At 72.3% G+C, this 16,018-nt stretch carries 18 protein-coding genes; 6 read left to right on the forward strand and 12 right to left on the reverse strand.

Translation table 11 applies throughout. The features are described 5' to 3' along the window. Positions 1 to 34: 34 nt before the first annotated feature. From mutM to AB4091_RS10435, 8 genes are all read right to left on the reverse strand, one after another. Entirely contained in the window at positions 35 to 895 is an 861-nt protein-coding gene (mutM, locus tag AB4091_RS10400) for a bifunctional DNA-formamidopyrimidine glycosylase/DNA-(apurinic or apyrimidinic site) lyase (RefSeq protein ID WP_442291676.1), read from the reverse strand. Positions 896 to 902: 7 nt separating this feature from the next. Then, positions 903 to 1,664: a ribonuclease III gene (gene rnc / locus AB4091_RS10405; RefSeq protein WP_442291677.1), complete on the reverse strand. Its 762-nt coding sequence runs from the start codon at positions 1,662 to 1,664 to the stop codon at positions 903 to 905. A 49-nt stretch (positions 1,665 to 1,713) separates the two neighbouring features. Beyond that, entirely contained in the window at positions 1,714 to 1,908 is a 195-nt protein-coding gene (gene rpmF, locus AB4091_RS10410; protein ID WP_045191645.1) for a 50S ribosomal protein L32, read from the reverse strand. Position 1,909: 1 nt separating this feature from the next. Beyond that, positions 1,910 to 2,485, reverse strand: coding sequence for a YceD family protein (locus AB4091_RS10415; RefSeq protein ID WP_442291678.1), 576 nt, complete (start codon positions 2,483 to 2,485; stop codon positions 1,910 to 1,912). A gap of 89 nt (positions 2,486 to 2,574) precedes the next feature. Further along, complete coding sequence (gene coaD / locus AB4091_RS10420) at positions 2,575 to 3,063, reverse strand: pantetheine-phosphate adenylyltransferase (RefSeq protein ID WP_442291679.1); 489 nt, start codon at positions 3,061 to 3,063, stop codon at positions 2,575 to 2,577. Between the two features lie 37 nt (positions 3,064 to 3,100). Further along, positions 3,101 to 3,682 (reverse strand): 16S rRNA (guanine(966)-N(2))-methyltransferase RsmD, encoded by a 582-nt coding sequence (rsmD, locus tag AB4091_RS10425; RefSeq protein WP_442291680.1) that lies wholly within the window; start codon positions 3,680 to 3,682, stop codon positions 3,101 to 3,103. A gap of 1 nt (position 3,683) precedes the next feature. Further along, positions 3,684 to 5,984 (reverse strand): ATP-dependent DNA helicase RecG, encoded by a 2,301-nt coding sequence (locus AB4091_RS10430; RefSeq protein ID WP_442291681.1) that lies wholly within the window; start codon positions 5,982 to 5,984, stop codon positions 3,684 to 3,686. 4 nt (positions 5,985 to 5,988) lie between these two features. Continuing rightward, the gene (locus AB4091_RS10435) at positions 5,989 to 7,767 is read right to left on the reverse strand and encodes a DAK2 domain-containing protein (protein ID WP_442291682.1); all 1,779 of its coding nucleotides are present in this window, start codon (positions 7,765 to 7,767) and stop codon (positions 5,989 to 5,991) included. A gap of 89 nt (positions 7,768 to 7,856) precedes the next feature. On the opposite strand from AB4091_RS10435, the gene AB4091_RS10440 reads away from it, so the two are divergent. After that, a complete protein-coding gene (locus AB4091_RS10440) occupies positions 7,857 to 8,642 on the forward strand; it encodes a fructosamine kinase family protein (RefSeq protein WP_442291683.1) in 786 nt (261 codons plus the stop codon). Between the two features lie 239 nt (positions 8,643 to 8,881). Next, on the forward strand, positions 8,882 to 9,070 hold the full coding sequence (rpmB, locus tag AB4091_RS10445) for a 50S ribosomal protein L28 (protein WP_020142801.1): 189 nt from the start codon (positions 8,882 to 8,884) through the stop codon (positions 9,068 to 9,070). A 126-nt stretch (positions 9,071 to 9,196) separates the two neighbouring features. Here rpmB and thiL read toward each other — a convergent pair whose 3' ends face one another. After that, a complete protein-coding gene (gene thiL, locus AB4091_RS10450; protein WP_442291941.1) occupies positions 9,197 to 10,165 on the reverse strand; it encodes a thiamine-phosphate kinase in 969 nt (322 codons plus the stop codon). 216 nt (positions 10,166 to 10,381) lie between these two features. On the opposite strand from thiL, the gene AB4091_RS10455 reads away from it, so the two are divergent. Both AB4091_RS10455 and AB4091_RS10460 read left to right on the forward strand, forming a co-directional pair. After that, a complete protein-coding gene (locus AB4091_RS10455) occupies positions 10,382 to 10,615 on the forward strand; it encodes an Lrp/AsnC family transcriptional regulator (protein ID WP_030146698.1) in 234 nt (77 codons plus the stop codon). A gap of 62 nt (positions 10,616 to 10,677) precedes the next feature. Next, on the forward strand, positions 10,678 to 11,073 hold the full coding sequence (locus AB4091_RS10460) for a hypothetical protein (protein ID WP_442291684.1): 396 nt from the start codon (positions 10,678 to 10,680) through the stop codon (positions 11,071 to 11,073). Positions 11,074 to 11,211: 138 nt separating this feature from the next. Here the strand turns inward: AB4091_RS10460 and AB4091_RS10465 are convergent, their stop codons facing one another. Beyond that, complete coding sequence (locus AB4091_RS10465) at positions 11,212 to 12,348, reverse strand: D-alanine--D-alanine ligase family protein (protein ID WP_442291685.1); 1,137 nt, start codon at positions 12,346 to 12,348, stop codon at positions 11,212 to 11,214. Between the two features lie 50 nt (positions 12,349 to 12,398). Between AB4091_RS10465 and AB4091_RS10470 the strand changes: the two genes are divergently transcribed. Next, on the forward strand, positions 12,399 to 13,484 hold the full coding sequence (locus AB4091_RS10470; protein ID WP_442291686.1) for a trans-sulfuration enzyme family protein: 1,086 nt from the start codon (positions 12,399 to 12,401) through the stop codon (positions 13,482 to 13,484). Between the two features lie 30 nt (positions 13,485 to 13,514). Beyond that, complete coding sequence (locus tag AB4091_RS10475; protein WP_442291687.1) at positions 13,515 to 13,868, forward strand: VOC family protein; 354 nt, start codon at positions 13,515 to 13,517, stop codon at positions 13,866 to 13,868. A 237-nt stretch (positions 13,869 to 14,105) separates the two neighbouring features. On the opposite strand, the gene AB4091_RS10480 is transcribed toward AB4091_RS10475, so the two are convergent. Together AB4091_RS10480 and AB4091_RS10485 are read right to left on the reverse strand one after the other, a co-directional pair. Further along, positions 14,106 to 15,110 (reverse strand): NAD(P)H-dependent glycerol-3-phosphate dehydrogenase, encoded by a 1,005-nt coding sequence (locus AB4091_RS10480; RefSeq protein WP_442291688.1) that lies wholly within the window; start codon positions 15,108 to 15,110, stop codon positions 14,106 to 14,108. Next, positions 15,107 to 15,937, reverse strand: a complete 831-nt coding sequence (locus AB4091_RS10485; RefSeq protein WP_442291689.1) for a lysophospholipid acyltransferase family protein — start codon at positions 15,935 to 15,937, stop codon at positions 15,107 to 15,109. The genes AB4091_RS10480 and AB4091_RS10485 overlap by 4 nt, the downstream gene beginning before the upstream one ends. Positions 15,938 to 16,018 lie beyond the last annotated feature (81 nt).

Here is a 16,018-nt window from a genome sequence, read left to right on the forward strand (position 1 = left end):
GCAGCACCTCCGAGGCCCGTCCACCGCCCAGCGGTCAGGACGGGCTTCGGCGTCGCGGGCGCGGCTGGCAGACGGGGCACGAGAAGGACGAGCGGTTCATGAAGTGTTCGCGGCGCATGATCGTGCCGCACCGGTCGCACGGTGTTCCCGCACGGCCGTACGCGTGCAGTGACCGGTCGAAGTAGCCGCTCGCCCCGTTGACGTTGACGTAGAGGGAGTCGAAGCTCGTGCCGCCCTGGCCGAGCGCCTCTGCCATGACGTCGCGGGCGTGATCGAGCAGACGCGAGAGCGTCGGCTTCGTGAGGGTCGAGCAGATCCGCTCGCCGTGCAGCTTCGCGCGCCAGAGCGCCTCGTCGGCGTAGATGTTGCCGATGCCGGAGACGAGGGACTGGTCGAGCAGGGCCCGCTTGACGGCGCTGTCGCGTTGCTTCATCCGGCGCACCACGGCGGGCTGGTCGTAGACGGCCTCGAAGGGGTCTGGAGCGATGTGCGCCACGGACTCGGGGATGCCGTCGGTCTGCAGCGGCGAGAGCGCCAGCCCCCCGAACGTGCGCTGGTCGACGAACCGCAGCTGCGGCCCGTCGTCGGCGAAGTCGAGCTGGGCGTGGCAGTGCTTCTCGAGCGGCGCGTCGGCCGGCTCGACGAGCATCTGGCCGCTCATGCCGAGGTGCACGATCAGAGCGTCCTCGCCGTCGAGCGCAAGCCAGAGGTACTTGCCGCGCCGAGAGGCTGCCGTGACCGTGACGTCGTGCAGTCGGGCCGCGAGGTCCTCGGGTCCGGCGTCGTGGCGCCTCGCGACGCGTACGCCGGTGATCCGGGCACGCGTGACGTGGCGTCCGACGACGTGGTCCTCGAGGCCGCGCCGAACGACCTCCACCTCGGGGAGCTCGGGCACCCGCGGCTCAGGACCCGGTCGGGCCCGCGACCTGCGCGGTGGCCGGTGCGGTCGACTCAGGTGCCGTGCGGCGTCCGTCGAGCGTGTGCCAGGCCTGCTTGGCCGCCTTCTGCTCGGCTTCCTTCTTGGAGCGTCCGCGGCCCTCACCCAGGACCTCCTCGCCCACGACGACGCGGGCGTGGAACTCCTTCTCGTGGTCGGGCCCCTGCTCGCCGACGCGGTACTCGGGTGACCCGAGGGCGGAGCCGGCAGCCATCTCCTGCAGGCTCGTCTTCCAGTCGAGGCCGGCACCGAGGGTGGCGGCCTCTTCGATGAGCGGGTCGAAGTGGTGGTGCACGAACCGCGCCGCGTCGTTGATGTCGGTCGAGAGGAAGACCGTGCCGATGAGGGCCTCGAGCGTGTCGGCCAGGATCGAGGCCTTGTCACGCCCGCCGGTCGCCTCCTCGCCCTTGCCGAGCATGACGTACTCGCCGAGCTGGAAGGTGCGCGCGACCTCGGCGAGGGCCCGCATGTTGACGACGGCGGCCCGCAGCTTGGCGAGCTGTCCCTCGGCGAGGTCGGGGTGCTCGCGGTAGAGGGTCTCGGTGACGACGACACCCAGCACCGAGTCGCCGAGGAACTCCAGGCGCTCGTTGTTGGGCAGGCCGCCGTTCTCGTAGGCGTACGACCGGTGCGTCAGGGCACGCAGGAGCAGCGGCTCGTCGATGTCCTGGCCGACCACCTCGTGGAGGTGGGCGATCAGAGCATCGACGGGCCGCTGCGGCACCATCGGAACACCCCCAGACCCAAGGCCGTTCACGGGGCTGCTCACGGGGTGCTCAGGCCTGGTGCTCGGTGCGCTCGGCGACGGCGTAGTGACGGCCCTTGTACGTGCCGCACGAGGGGCACGCGATGTGCGGCTGGGCAGCCGCACCGCACTGGGGGCACGTGGTCAGCGTGGTCGGCGTTGCCTTCCAGTTCGCGCGACGCGAACGGGTGTTGGAGCGCGACATCTTCCGCTTCGGGACAGCCACGTCAGTTCCTCTTCTCTTGCGGGTCGTCCGCCAGCAGTCCGCTGAGGGACGACCACCTCGGGTCGATCAGTTCATGATGATGGTCCGGGTCCTCCGCGAGGTGCATCCCACACTCGGAACACAACCCCGGGCAGTCCTGCCGGCACACCGGTTGGAACGGCAGCGCAGGCACGACAGCGTCCCGGAGCACGGGCTCGAGGTCGATGAGGTCACCGACCAGCTCGTGCACCTCGTCCTCGTCCGAGTCGGCTCCCACCTCGTGGTGGTGCGCCGCCCGGTCGGCGTAGGCGAACAGCTCCTGGAAGCTCCCGTCGACATCGAGCTCGACAGGATCCAGGCACCGCACGCAGGCGCCGGTCGCCCTGGCGTCGACCGAACCCGTGACGAGGACTCCTTCGACGACGGACTCGAGTCGCACCTCGACCTGGACCGGCTCGCCGGCCTTGATCGAGATGACGTCGGTTCCGAGGTCGTCGGGCAACGTCACCGTGCGCGAGAGCTCCTGCATCGTTCCCGGTCGCCTGTTGAGCTCCCTGGTGTCGAGCACCAGAGGAGAACGGGGATCGGGACGGTCCATGGCTCCTGCGCACAGTAGAGGGTTCGGCCCGCGCCAAGACGGACGTGGACCGACCTCCAAGGCTACTAGAGGGGCGCCGTGCGCCCAAATCAGCCGAGTTTGTCGCGGAGGGCGGCCAGCACGACCTCGGGCACCATCCCGCTGACGTCGCCGCCGTAGCGGACGACCTCCTTGATGAGCGAGCTTGAGACGTGCTGGAGCGTGGGTTCGGCGGCGATGAAGAGCGTCTCGACCCCGGTGAGGTGGTGGTTCATGTGGGCCATCGGCAGCTCGTAGGCGAAGTCGGTGCCGCCGCGGAGCCCCTTGACCATGCTGTCGGCCCCCACCTCGCGGCAGACGTCGACGACGAGGGTGCCCGCCCAGGCGCCCACCCGCACGTTGGGCAGGTGGCCGAGGCTCTCCTCGATGAGCACGGTCCGCTCCTCGACGCTGAACGTGCCCTGCTTGCCGGGGTTGTGCAGGATCGCGACGACGACCTCGTCGAAGAGCCCACTGGCCCGCGTCACCACGTCGACGTGGCCGTTCGTGATGGGGTCGTAGGACCCGGGGCAGACACAGCGGCGCGCTTCGCTCGTCACGCGCCCAACCTACCGTCGGCATACGTCGTGGGTGCCTTCACGCCACGACATCCGTCGGCGGCGGCTCGGCGAACCACACGGCTGTCTCGCCGTAGCGCTTCTCCCCCGACAGCTCCAGGCCGTCGGGCCAGCTCGGTTGCGGCGACCTCGACGACCGCTCGACGACGACGAAGGCGTCGGGCGCGAGCCAGTGCCGCTCGACCAGGGCCTCGAGCACGGCGGCGAGCGACTCCTCCGTGACGTCGTAGGGCGGGTCGAGCAGGACGAGGTCCATGCGGACACCGCCGGGCGGACCGGCCGCCAAGGCCCTCTCGACCGTCTCGGCGAGGAGGCGCACCCCGTCGTGGCCGACGGCGCCGATGTTGGCGCGGATGACCTTGGCAGCCGCCTTGTGCGACTCGACGAGCAGCACGAGGCCCGCGCCCCGGCTGGCGGCCTCGAGCCCGAGCGCCCCGGACCCGGCGTAGAGGTCGAGAACGTTGGTGCCCTCGAGCAGACCCCGGTGCTCGAGCCGGCTGAAGAGGGCCTCGCGGACACGGTCGGACGTGGGCCGCGTCGAGGAGCCGGGCGGGGTCTGCAGGCGCCGGCCACCGGCGGCCCCGCTGATGATGCGCGTCACGTCAGCCCCGCTCGAGCCATGCCGCCTGCTCCTCGTCGAGGCGCATGGCGACGGCCGCCGCGAGGGCCGGGTGCGTGCGCAGGCCGGGGTCGTCGGCGACCAGCGCGAAGGCATCCTCACGCGCGTCGGCGATGATCTGCTCGTCCTCGAGGCGTCCGAGGCGCAGGTGGCGCACCGAGCTCGCTCGCCCGCTCTGCCGGGCACCGAGCACGTCGCCCTCGCGGCGCAGCAGCAGGTCGGCCCGGGCCAGCTCGAAGCCGTCAGTGGTCGCAGCGACCTGGTCGAGACGTTCGATGGCCCGCTCGCCCGGGTCGCGCGTCATCAGCAGGCAGAGGCCCGGCACCGCGCCACGGCCGACGCGGCCGCGCAGCTGGTGCAGCTGGGAGATGCCGAAGCGGTCGGCGTCGACGACGACCATGACCGAGGCGTTGGGCACGTCGACCCCGACCTCGATGACGGTGGTCGCGACGAGGACGTCGATCTCGCCGGCCGCGAAGGCGCGCATCGTGGCGTCCTTGGCGTCGGGGTCGAGCTGCCCGTGCAGCACCCCGAGCCGCACGCCGTCGAGGGCTGCGGTGGCCTGCAGCGTGCTGAGCATCGCGTAGACGCCGGTCAGCTCGCGCTCTGGCCCGGCGCCGGGGCCCGCACTCGCACCCTCGTCGTCGTCCCAGTCGTCCCAGCCGGCGTCCTCGTCGGAGGTGTCGGTGGCGGCACCCGTGCCGGTCGTGCCGGTCGTGCCGGTCGTGCCGGTCGTGCCGGTCGTGCCGGTCGTGTCGTCGTCGTCGACCTCGCCGATGCGCGGACAGACGACGTACGCCTGGTGTCCCTTGGCGACCTCCTCGGCCACCCGCTGCCAGGTGCGGTCGACCCAGCCGGGCTTGTCGGCGTCGACGACGTGCGTCGTGATCGGCGACCTGCCCCTCGGCAGCTCGCGGAGAGTGGAGGTCTCCATGTCACCGAAGACGGTCATCGCGACGGTGCGCGGGATCGGCGTCGCCGTCATGACGAGCACGTGCGGTGGCCGCAGGCCCTTCTCACGAAGGGCATCGCGCTGCTCGACACCGAAGCGGTGCTGCTCGTCGACGACGACGAGGGCCAGGTCGGCGAACTGGACGTGCTTCTGGATGAGGGCGTGGGTGCCGACGACGATGCCGGCCTCGCCCGACGCCGCGGCGAGCAGCGCCTTGCGCCGGGCGGCCGCGCCCTGGCTGCCGGTGAGCAGTGCCACCGTCGTGCCGTCGTCGGCACCCCCGAGCATGCCGCCGAGCGCGAGGTCACCGAGCATCGCCCCGATCGACCGGTGGTGCTGCGCGGCGAGCACTTCGGTGGGGGCGAGCAGGGCGGCCTGACCACCGGCGTCGATGGCCGCGAGCATCGCGCGCAGCGCCACGACCGTCTTGCCCGAACCGACCTCACCCTGCAGGAGGCGGTGCATCGGCCGCTCGGACGCGAGCTCGGCGGCGAGCACCTCACCGACCTCTCGCTGCCCGTCCGTGAGCTCGAACGGCAGCCGTGCGTCGAAGGCGGCGAGCAGGCCACCGGGCCGGGGCAGGCGAGGCGTCGCGAGCTCGGCCTCCGCCGCCTTGCGCCTCTGGGCGAGGATCGTCTGCAGGACGAACGCCTCGTCGTACTTGAGTCGGTCGAGCCCCAGGGACGGCTTGTCGTCGAGCGAGGGCCGGTGGACGAGCTCGAGCGCGGCGGCCCGGTCGAGCAGACCGCGCGCAACGCGTACGTCTTCCGGAACTGGTTCGCGCACCCGGTCGACCGAGTCGAGTGCCTGGTGCATCAGGCGCCGCAGCTTGAGCGAGTTGAGCTTTCCGGTGGTCGAGTAGACGGGCACCCTGTGGGTCCGGTACCACTCGACGGTCGCCTCACCCTGCTCGTCGTCGTCGAGGAGCTCGTACTCGGGATGGGTGAGCTGGAGCCGCCGGCCATAGGCCCCGATCTGGCCCACGAAGAGTCCGCGAACCCCCGGCAGCAGCTTCTTCTCGTGGCCGAAGGCGCTGAAGAAGGTCACGTCGAGCTCGTTGCCGTGGTCGTCTCCGATGACGACCGTGAGCATCTTGCCGCGACGGTTGCGCATCGGCCGGGTGGTGGCCTTTCGGACCTCGGCGACGACCAGGACGTCCTCGCCGACGTGCAGCGACGACAGGTCGGTGAGCTGGCCCGGCCGCACGTAGCGGCGCGGCGCGAACTCGAACAGGTCGCCGACGCTCTGCAGACCCTTCGTCTTCGCCAGCTGGGCGGCATCGGGTTTGGTGAGCAGCTTGGTGAGCGGCGAGTCCTCGGTGAGCGCGGGCACGGCGTCACTCCACCCCGAGCAGCACGGAGTAGACCGCCTGCCCGCCCTCGATGAGACACACCTCGATGCCGTGATGGGCCGAACGCGCTTCGGCCGTGACCGCGTCGAGCAGCCCACCGGGGGCGTCGACGCCGGCCACCACGGTGACGAGCTCTCCCCCGCTCGCGAGCAGCCGGTGCACGACCTCACGGGCGACCGCCAGCTCGTCGGAGCCGACGATGACGACGTCGCCGTCGACGACGCCGAGCACGTCGCCCGGCTCGCACGGACCTCCGCTCGTGAGGGCGGCCCGGTTGGCCACCGTGACCGCCCCGTGGCGGGTCGCGGATGCCGCTGCCTGCATCGCGAGCACGTTGGCCGCCGCGGCCGCCGTCGGCTCGAAGACCGCGAGCGCGGCGATGCCCTGGACGGCGGTGCGCACGTGGACGAGGTGGGCCTCGAGGCCCTCGTCGGCGGCCGCTCGGACCGCGGCTGCGGCGGCCAGCAGCGTGTCGCCGTCGTTGGGCAGCACGACGACGCCCGAAGCCCCGCGCGCGTGCTGCTCGCGGATCGCGTCGATGAGCCCGCCCGTCGAGGCGCGACGACCGGGCCCCGAGCGCACCACGACGGCTCCGGCCTCCTCGAAGAGTCCCTCGAGCCCCGCGCCGGCGGCGCAGGCGACGATGGCGGTGCCGGCCCCCTTGCTCGTGGCTGCGGCCTCGGCGCGGGTGTGGCGGGCAGCACGGGCTCCGAGGTCGTGGTCGTCGGTGAGGGCCGTGATGCGGACCCGGTGCGGGCGGCCGGCCTCGATGCCGGCCTCGACGGCGGCGCCGGCGTCGTCGACGTGCGCGTGGACGTTCCACTCACCGTCACCGCCCACGACGAGCACCGAGTCGCCGAGCTCGACCAGCCGGGCGCGCAGGACGTCGACCGCGGCGTCGTCGGAGTCGCGCAGGAGGTACATGACCTCGAACTCGGGGACGTCGGGCGTCGTGCCCTGCGCGGTCGGTCGCGCCGCACTCAGCGCCGCACTCAGCGCCGCGCTCGGCGCATCGGGCCGTAGCCGCGTACGCCGTTCTCCCTCGCCCTCGCCGTGGGCCCGCTGACCTGCGCAGACCCGTTCGAGGCACTCGAGCAGCACGACCAGCCCGGCCCCGCCGGCGTCGACGACGCCGGCCCGGGCCAGCACCTCGAGCTGCTCAGGCGTGTGCTCGAGCGCCTCGCGCGCGGCCTCGACGGCCGCGAGGGCGACGACGTGCACGCCGACAGCGGCGGCCTGGCGCTCCGGCGAGAGCGTCGGGGCGGTCGGCGGTGTCGCCGCCTCAGGTCCAGAAGCCGACGTCGCCGCCTCTGCCATGGCTCGGGCCACGGTCAGGATCGTGCCCTCCTTGGGGTCGGTGACGGCCTGCCGGGCTCGCGCCTCGGCGTGCCGCAGCCCCTCGGCGAGCGACGCGCCGTCGATCTCGGCCGACCCCGAGCAACCCTCGGCGAGGCCGCGCGCGAGCTGGCTGAGGATGACGCCGGAGTTGCCGCGGGCGGTCCACAGCAGGTGCTTCGCGAAGACGGCGAGCAGCTCGTCGGCCGACGTCACCTCGGCGGTGGCGAGCGTGCGCTCCACGGCGCCGTCGAACGTGAGGTAGAGGTTGGTGCCGGTGTCGCCGTCGGGCACGGGGAACACGTTGAGCGCGTCGATCTCGGCGCGCCGGGCGGCGAAGAGCGAGCGGGTCAGGACGGCCCACCGACGGACGGCCACCAGGTCGAGCACGGTGAGCGGCCCGTCGGGCGGCGGCGCGTCGCCGGGCATCGGACCTCCTGCTCGTCGTGCTGGGGAATCGGGCTCGCCGATGCTCGGCAGGCTAGCGCCTCGCCCGGACGGTCGCATGCACGGCTACGTTGGGCGCTGTGTCGAGCGCCTCCACCGCCCACCACCGCAAGTCGTGGACCGCTGCCCCGGCCGGCTTCTACGAGGTCGAGGCCGCCGGTCTTCGCTGGCTCGCGGAGGCCGAGCCCCTCGGCGGAGCCCGCGTGGTTCCCGTGAGGGCGGTCGGTGCCGACCACATCGACCTCGCCCGGCTGCACCCGGGCCGGCCGACCCTCGAGGTCGCCGAGGCGCTCGGCCGCGGCCTGGCGGTGACACACGGCACGGGAGCGCCCGCGTTCGGGTCCCCACCGGCCGGGTGGACAGGTGACGCGTGGATCGGACGGCAGCCGCAGTCGAACGAGCCGACGCCGACGTGGGGGCTGTTCTACGCGGAGCAGCGGGTGCTGCCGTTCGTGCGCCGGGCGGTGGACCGCGGACACCTCGACCCGTCAGGGGCGCGAGTGGTCGACCGGGTGTGCGACCGACTCGCGGCCGGCCACTTCGACGACGACCGGCCCCCCGCGCGGATCCACGGTGACCTCTGGTCCGGCAACGTGGTCTTCACGGCCGACGCGGCCGTCCTCATCGACCCGGCCGCGCACGGTGGGCACGGCCTGACCGACCTGGCGATGCTGGCCCTCTTCGGCTGCCCCGGTCTGCACCGCATCGGGGCGGCATACGAGGAGGCGGCCGGTCTCGCGCCCGGCTGGCGCGAACTCATCGAGCTGCACCAGCTGCACCCCCTTGCCACGCACGCGTCGTCCCACGGCTCCGCGTATGCCGTCCAGCTCGTCGACACCGCACGGACGTTCGTGTGAGGGTGGGGCCGAACGGTGCCCTCGCTCAGGTCGTGGGTTCAGTCGTAGGTGCAGTCGTAGGTGCACCGCAGGCCGGCCCCGTTCGGGGCGTCGCCGCCGTTTTGTCGTCCGGGCGAGTCGTCGGCTACTCTTTACCGGTTCCCCCCGTGCACCTCGGGGTGACGCGCGCCCTCGTGCGTCGGCCTCGATTCAGCGGTGGAGCTCAGCACTTCGTCAACATCGAATTTCAGGAGATACCCGTGGCTGCCAACTGCGACGTCTGCGGCAAGGGACCGAGCTTCGGTCACAACATCTCGCACTCGCACCGCCGCACCAAGCGCCGCTGGAACCCCAACATCCAGCGCGTTCGGACGCTGGTGGACGGTGTGACGCCGAAGCGACTCAACGTCTGCACCTCCTGCCTCAAGGCAGGCAAGGTCGTTCGCTGAACGTCCCTCACCAAACGCTGAAGGCCGGTCCCCTCGGGGGCCGGTCTTTTTCGTGCCCCGGCCCCCAGACCGGGTCGAGGTGACCGGTCGCGACCCGGCGCGACGGCATACCTCCGCGCGTGCAGGCTAGGCGTCGCGGAAGTGGTCCCATCCCGTGTGGCTGACCATCCGGCCGTCGACGAGGATCGCGGGCCGCTCCCCCTCCCCCGGCGCTCGGACGGTCCCGACGGCGCGCCATCCGTCCGGCAGCACGCCCGCGGGGAACGTGGCGATCAGCGAGTGCTCCTCGCCGCCCGCCAGGACACAGTCGAGCGCCACCTCCGCGCCGAGGGCATCAGTCAGCGTGGCCACGTCGGAAGCGAGGGCAGCGGCGGAGACGTCGATGACGACACCGCTCGCGCGCGCGATGCGGCCGCCGTCGCGCAGCAACCCGTCGCTGAGGTCGAGCATCGAGGTCGCGCCCGCGGCAGCGGCCTCGGGACCCGCCCAGAGCGGCGGCTCGGGACGCCTCTGGTGGGCGACCGCGCTGGGCATCCGGTCGGCCGCGTCGGCGCGCAGCAGGCGCAGCCCGGCGTCGGCCAGGCCGAGCGACCCGCAGACCGCGAGCACGTCACCGTCGCGCGCCCCGGACCGCAGCACCGGCTCGCCGTCGAGACGGCCCAGAGCCGTGACCGAGACCATCACGACGCCGGCAGGGGCCGAGGACAGGTCCCCTCCGAGTACCGCCACGCCGGCGTCGGCGCACGCCGCGGCGAGACCCGCAACGTGGTCGAGCACCCACTCGAGCGACAGCTCGGGGTCGGCGACGAGGGTCATGAGGACGCCCGTCGGACGGCCGCCCATCGCGGCGACGTCGGCGAGGTTCTGCGCGATGACCTTGTGGCCGACGTCGGCACCCGACGACCACGCGTCGAGCCAGTCGCGTCCGAGCACGACCGTGTCGGTCGTCGCGATGGTGCGCTCCGAGGTGCGCAGCACGGCCGCGTCGTCACCCGGCGCGACGAGCAGCTCGTCGGTCGCGCGGAAGGTCGGAAGGATCCGTCCGAGCAGCTCGTCCTCGTCGAGGGATCGCAGCGGCGTGCCGCCCGTCATCATCGGCCCGCGCTCTGACCGCTGCCCGTTCGGCACGGATCACACAACCTTTCGGTGGACGGCCGTTCGGAGGCCCGGTTTCCATGGGACGCGAGGCCCCATGGCAAGGTAGCGTCAGGGCACGGTCGCAGTCACACTGAGGCCTGCCGTTCAGCTCGGCCGTTCCCGGCGTCGCGCCGTCGCGGCCGTCCATCGATCGACAACACAGTGAGGTGACAGGTGGTCCAGGCGTACATCCTGATTCAGACCGAGGTCGGCAAGGCCGCGAGCGTGGCGGAGCAGATCGCCGGCATCTCGGGCGTGACCCTCGCCGAGGACGTCACCGGCCCCTACGACGTCATCGCCCGGGTCGAGGCGTCCAACGTCGACGACCTCGGCCGGCTCGTCATCGCCAAGCTCCAGGACGTCCCGGGCATCACGCGCACGCTCACCTGCACGGTCGTGCACGTCTGAGGTCCGACCTCCTGACCAGACACCGGTTCGCGACGACGGCGGCGCTCCTGGGCGCCGCCGTCGTGCTGTCCGCCTGCAACCGCTCGCCCGAGGTGGCCCTGGCACCGCAGGCCTCCGCGCCGGCCTGCGCGTCGGCGGCGTGGCCGGCCGACGTCAGCGGCCACGCCCGGGTCGCGACCCAGCCCGACGACCGCTCGGTCGCTGCCTGGGGTGACCCGGCGATCATCGCCCGCTGTGGGCTGGACCCCCTCGGTCCCACCACCGACGACTGCGTCACCGTCGACGGCGTCGACTGGGTGGTGCGGCCGCTCAGTGACGGGTCCGCGGCCACGACGTACGGACGCGACCCGTCGATCGAGGTGCTCGCCCCGGGCGCCTACGGCGCGGTGCCGCTCCTGCTCCCCGCGTTCACCACCGTGGCCAAGACCCTCCCCGAGACAGGCCGCCACTGCAGCTGAGCCCGTATGCCGTCGGCAGAGTGGGCACGCGACCTGCCCTTTGGTCGAGTGCGCAGTTCCCGACGCCGGCAAGTGGGCACTCCATGGAGACCTGCCGGTCCCTCGCCGGTCGAGTGCGCAGTTCCCGACGGGACTGGCTCAGCGCAGGCCGGTGCGCCGCTCGAGGGCGAGCGAGAGCAGCTCGTCGATCAGGTCGGGATAGGCGAGGCCCGAGGCCGCCCACATCCGCGGGTACATCGACGTCGGCGTGAAGCCGGGCATCGTGTTGATCTCGTTGATGATGACGCGGCCGTCGTCGGTGTAGAAGCAGTCGACGCGCGCGAGCCCCTCGCAACCGAGCGACTCGAAGGCCTCAGCGGCGAGGCGCTGCACCTCCTTGGAGATCTCCTCGGGCACGTTGGCGGGGCAGCTGAGGTCGACGTCCGCCTCGGCGAGGTACTTCGCCTCGAAGTCGTAGAAGGCGTGGTTGTCGTGGACCTGGATCTCGCCGACCTCCGACGTGCGCGGACCGGACGTGCCGTGGCCCTCGAGCACGGCGCACTCGATCTCGCGGCCGGCGATGCCGGCCTCGACGATCACCTTGGGGTCGTGCTCACGGGCGACCTCGATGGCCGCCTCGAGGTCGGCGGGGTGGTCGACACGGGTGATTCCCATCGACGACCCGGCGCGTGCGGGCTTGACGAACAGCGGGTAGGCCAGGCCGGCGCAGGCATCCATCGCGGCCGCCTTGTCGGAGCGCCAGGCGCGGTCGGTGACGACGGCATACGGCCCGACCGGGAGGCCGTGCCCCGCGAAGACCACCTTCATGTAGTGCTTGTCCATGCCGGCGGCAGAGGCGAACACGCCGGAGCCCACGTAGCGGACGTCGGAGAGGTCGAGGAAGCCCTGGAGCGTGCCGTCCTCGCCGAACGGGCCGTGCAGCAGGGGGAAGACGACGTCGACCTGGCCGAGCTCGCGGGGCGGCTGACCCGACTCGAGCACCGTGAGCGACGTCTCGCGCGTCGACAGCGGCAGCACGACGTGCGCGGGACTCGCCTCGACCTCGGGCGTGCGGCCCGCGGTCAGCTCGAACCGGCTGGGGTCGTCGGCCGCGAGCACCCACTGGCCGTCGCGGGAGATGCCGATGGGCACGACGTCGTACTTGCTGCGGTCGATGGCGCGCAGCACGCCGGCCGCGGTCGCGCACGAGACGGCGTGCTCCGACGAGCGACCTCCGAAGACGATGGCGACGCGGGGGCGGCTCTGCTGCTCGGGCTGGGGCTGGTCCGTGGTCATCAGACGAGACTCTATCCCGACCCCAAGAGGCCCCCTCGTACGCTGAACGCGTGGCCACCGATGCGGATCCGCAGCACCTGCACGTCGAGACCTTCGTCGTCGCGGCCGGACGACCCGATCGCTCCCCCGGGTCCTCGGCGAACGTGCCGGTGGAGCTGACGTCGACGTATGCCGCTGACGGTGACGTCAACTACGCCCGCTCCGGCAACCCGACGTGGAACGCCTTCGAGGAGGCGCTCGGCGGTCTCGAGGGTGGCCGCGCGCTCGTGCACGCGTCCGGGATGGGCGCCATCTCGGCCGCGCTCTCGCTGCTGCCCCACGGGGGCACCGTCGTGGCACCCGACACCACCTACAACGGCACCGGCGACCTGCTCACCGCCCACGAGAAGGCCGGCGGCACGGTCGTACGCGTCCACGCCACCGACACCGCCGGCTTCCTCGCCGCGCTGGAGTCGGCAGACCTGCTCTGGGTGGAGTCGCCGACGAACCCCCTGATGGACGTCACGGAGCTCGACGTCGTGCTGGGCCGGGCGCGTGAGCTGGGCGTGACGAGCGTCGTCGACAACACCCTTTCGACTCCGCTGCTCTGCCGCCCGCTCTCGCTCGGCGCCGACGTCGTCGTCCACTCGGTGACCAAGTACCTCTCGGGCCACAGCGACGTCGTGCTCGGCGCCACCGTGGTCGCCGACAACGAGCGCGGCCGGTCCATCGGCGAGCGCCTGATGCGGCACCGCACGCTGCACGGCGCGATCGCCGGCCCCCTCGAGGTGTTCCTCGCCCTGCGCGGGCTGCGCACGCTGTCGGTGCGCTTCGAGCGGGCGAGCGCCTCCGCAGCCGAGCTCGCCCGTCGCCTCGGCGACCACCCCGGCGTCGAGCGGGTGCGCTACCCCGGGGTCGGCGCGATCCTGTCGATCGACGTGGCCGGCGACGCAGAGGCCGCCGAGCGGGTGTGCCGCGCGACGCGGCTGTGGCTGCACTCGACGAGCCTCGGCGGCGTCGAGTCCCAGGTCGAGCGGCGGCGTCGCCATCCCTCCGAGTCCGAGCAGGTGCCGCCCAACCTGCTGCGCCTCTCGGTCGGCATCGAGCACGTCGACGACCTGTGGGCCGACCTCGACCGGGCGCTGCGAACCGTCTGACTCCCGGCGCGGGCCTGCGAGGATGGGCGCATGGAACGTGTGCTCGGCATCGGCGGCTACTTCGTGCGGGCCGCGGACCCCACCGCACTTCACGACTGGTACCGCGACTGCCTCGGGCTGGAGACCGACCCGCACGGACTGTGGGAGCCGGAGCCCGGACCAACCGTGTTCGCGGCGTTCGAGGCCGACACCGACTACTTCGGGTCCCGTCAGCAGCAGACCATGCTGAACTTCCGCGTGCGCGACCTCGACGCGATGCTCGCCCAGCTGCGGGCCAAGGGCGCCGCCGTGGACGACGAGACGCAGGAGATGGACGGCGTGGGTCGCTTCGGCTGGGTCACCGACCCCGAGGGCACCCGCATCGAGCTCTGGCAGCCCAGCTGAGGGTCGCTGAGGGTCGCTGAGGGTCGCTGAGAGTGTCGGACTGCTCTCGCGCCAGGTCGGCGTAGGCCGCGTCGACGACAGCTGCTCGGCTGAGCGCGCCGCCGAAGTTGCCGTCAGTAGTCAGGTGAGCCCGGTCCGTGCCGACACACGAAGTGCGCGGCCACGAAGCCCGTCGTGCTCACAGAGAGGCTGACGAGCGACCTTGCTGTGTCGCGCGGGACGCGGCCCGAGCCCGCGTCAGTGCTTCTCGGCCTTGAGGTCGCGCGACATCAGGCGCGGCCCGACCTCGCTCGCCGAGTGGCCGTCACGGATCACGGCGACGACCTGCTCGCAGATCGGCATGACGACGTCGTGCTGCTGGGCCAGGGTCAGGATCGACTGGCAGGACTTGACGCCCTCGGTGGTCGTGCGCAGCTCGGCGGTCGCCTCGTCGACGGTCATGCCGCGTCCGAGCCGGACGCCGAAGGAGTGGTTGCGCGACAACGGCGACATGCACGTCGCGATGAGGTCGCCGACACCGGCGAGCCCCATGAAGGTCTGCGGGTGCGCGCCGAGTGCGAGCCCGAGGCGAGTCGTCTCGGCGAGTCCGCGCGTGATGATCGTGGCCTTGGTGTTGTCGCCGAAGCCCATGCCCTCGGCCATCCCGGAGGCGAGGGCGACGACGTTCTTCGTCGCCCCGCACACCTCGGCGCCGATGACGTCGGTGTCGGTGTAGGGCCGGAAGTACGGCGTGGCGCAGGCGCTCGCCACGCGTTCGGCGGCCTCCATGTCGGTGCAGGCGACGACGCCCGCCGCTGGCTGCCGTCGCGCGATCTCAGGTGCCAGGTTGGGCCCGGACACCACGACGATGCGTCCCTGCTCGACGCCGGCAGCCTCGGCGATGACCTGGCTCATCCGCATCGTCGTGCCGAGCTCGACGCCCTTCATGAGGGAGACCACGGGAGCGCTGGAGGGGATGGACGCGCCCCAGTCCCCGAGGTTGGCGCGCAACGTCTGCGACGGGACGGCCAGCACGACGACGTCGGCGTGGTCGAGCGCCTCGCCCGGGTCGGTGGTCGCGCGGACGGAGGCCGGCAGCGCGAGCTCGGGCAGGTAGGCCTCGTTGCGACCGGCGTTGATGGTGTCGGCCACCTCGGCACGACGCGCCCACATCTGCACGTCACAACCGGCGTCGGCGAGGATCGCCCCGAAGGCGGTGCCCCAGTTGCCGCTGCCCATGACGGCGACGCGGGTCGCCGTCACGGCGTCGCCCCGTCACCGTCGCGGCGGTCACGCCGGTCACGCCGGTCACGGCCACGCCTGTCGTGGCGGCCGATCTCGTGGTGCTTCATCGGGTCGCCGATCTCTGGCACGCCGTGCTGGCGCGGGTCGAAGCGCTCCTGCGGCCGCTGCTCCCCGCGGATCTCCTCGAGCAGCCCCGTGATGCGGTCCATGAGGCGGTCGGTGGCCTCGCGCAGAACCTTCGTGTCGATGGGGCGGTCGTAGAGGTCGGTCAGGTCGACGGGCGGACCGGCATACATGTGCATCGTCTTGCGGGGGAACAGCGAGGGGCGGTGGCCGTAGGGCGACAGGATCTCCTGGGCGCCCCACTGCGCCACAGGGATCAGCGGGCAGCGGGTCTCCAGGGCCACCCGGGCGGCGCCCGTCTTGCCCCGCATCGGCCAGAGGTCCGGGTCGCGGGTGATCGTGCCCTCGGGGAAGATGCCGAGCGGCTTGCCCGCACGCACGCCCTCGACGGCCGACCGGTAGGCGCCGGCCGCGGCGACCGAGTTGCGGTAGACGGGGATCTGGCCGCTCTGCTTCAGCAGCCAGCCCACGACGGGGATGGTGAAGAGGCTGTCCTTGCCGAGGAAGTACGCCTCGCGTCCGCTGTCGTACATGAAGTGCGCGAAGACGAGCGGGTCGGCATACGAGATGTGGTTGGGCGAGACGACGAATCCGCCTTCGGCAGGAAGGTTCTCGAGGCCCTTCCAGTCGCGCTTCGTCAGGCCCATGAGCAGCGGCCGGAGCAGGAGTGCCACGAGGCGGTAGGCCCAGGGCAGCCGCCTCTTGCGTGCGCCGGCAGTCACGTTGTCACGTCCTCCTCGTCGTGCGCACGCCGGTCGACGTGGCAGGGCTTCATCTTGTCCACCTCACGGCACGGTGTCGAG

The sequence above is a fragment of the Terrabacter sp. 2RAF25 genome (genome assembly GCF_052115265.1).
Lineage (GTDB): Bacteria > Actinomycetota > Actinomycetes > Actinomycetales > Dermatophilaceae > Terrabacter.

Bases quoted from the DNA above. Each gene is read 5' to 3' on its own strand.
- rnc (WP_442291677.1), bottom strand. From the start codon at position 1,664: ATGGTGCCGCAGCGGCCCGTCGATGCTCTGATCGCCCACCTCCACGAG.
- thiL (WP_442291941.1), bottom strand. From the start codon at position 10,165: ATGATGACGGGCGGCACGCCGCTGCGATCCCTCGACGAGGACGAGCTG.
- AB4091_RS10465 (WP_442291685.1), bottom strand. From the start codon at position 12,348: ATGACCACGGACCAGCCCCAGCCCGAGCAGCAGAGCCGCCCCCGCGTC.
- AB4091_RS10415 (WP_442291678.1), bottom strand. From the start codon at position 2,485: ATGGACCGTCCCGATCCCCGTTCTCCTCTGGTGCTCGACACCAGGGAG.
- AB4091_RS10475 (WP_442291687.1), top strand. From the start codon at position 13,515: ATGGAACGTGTGCTCGGCATCGGCGGCTACTTCGTGCGGGCCGCGGAC.
- AB4091_RS10435 (WP_442291682.1), bottom strand. From the start codon at position 7,767: ATGCCCGGCGACGCGCCGCCGCCCGACGGGCCGCTCACCGTGCTCGAC.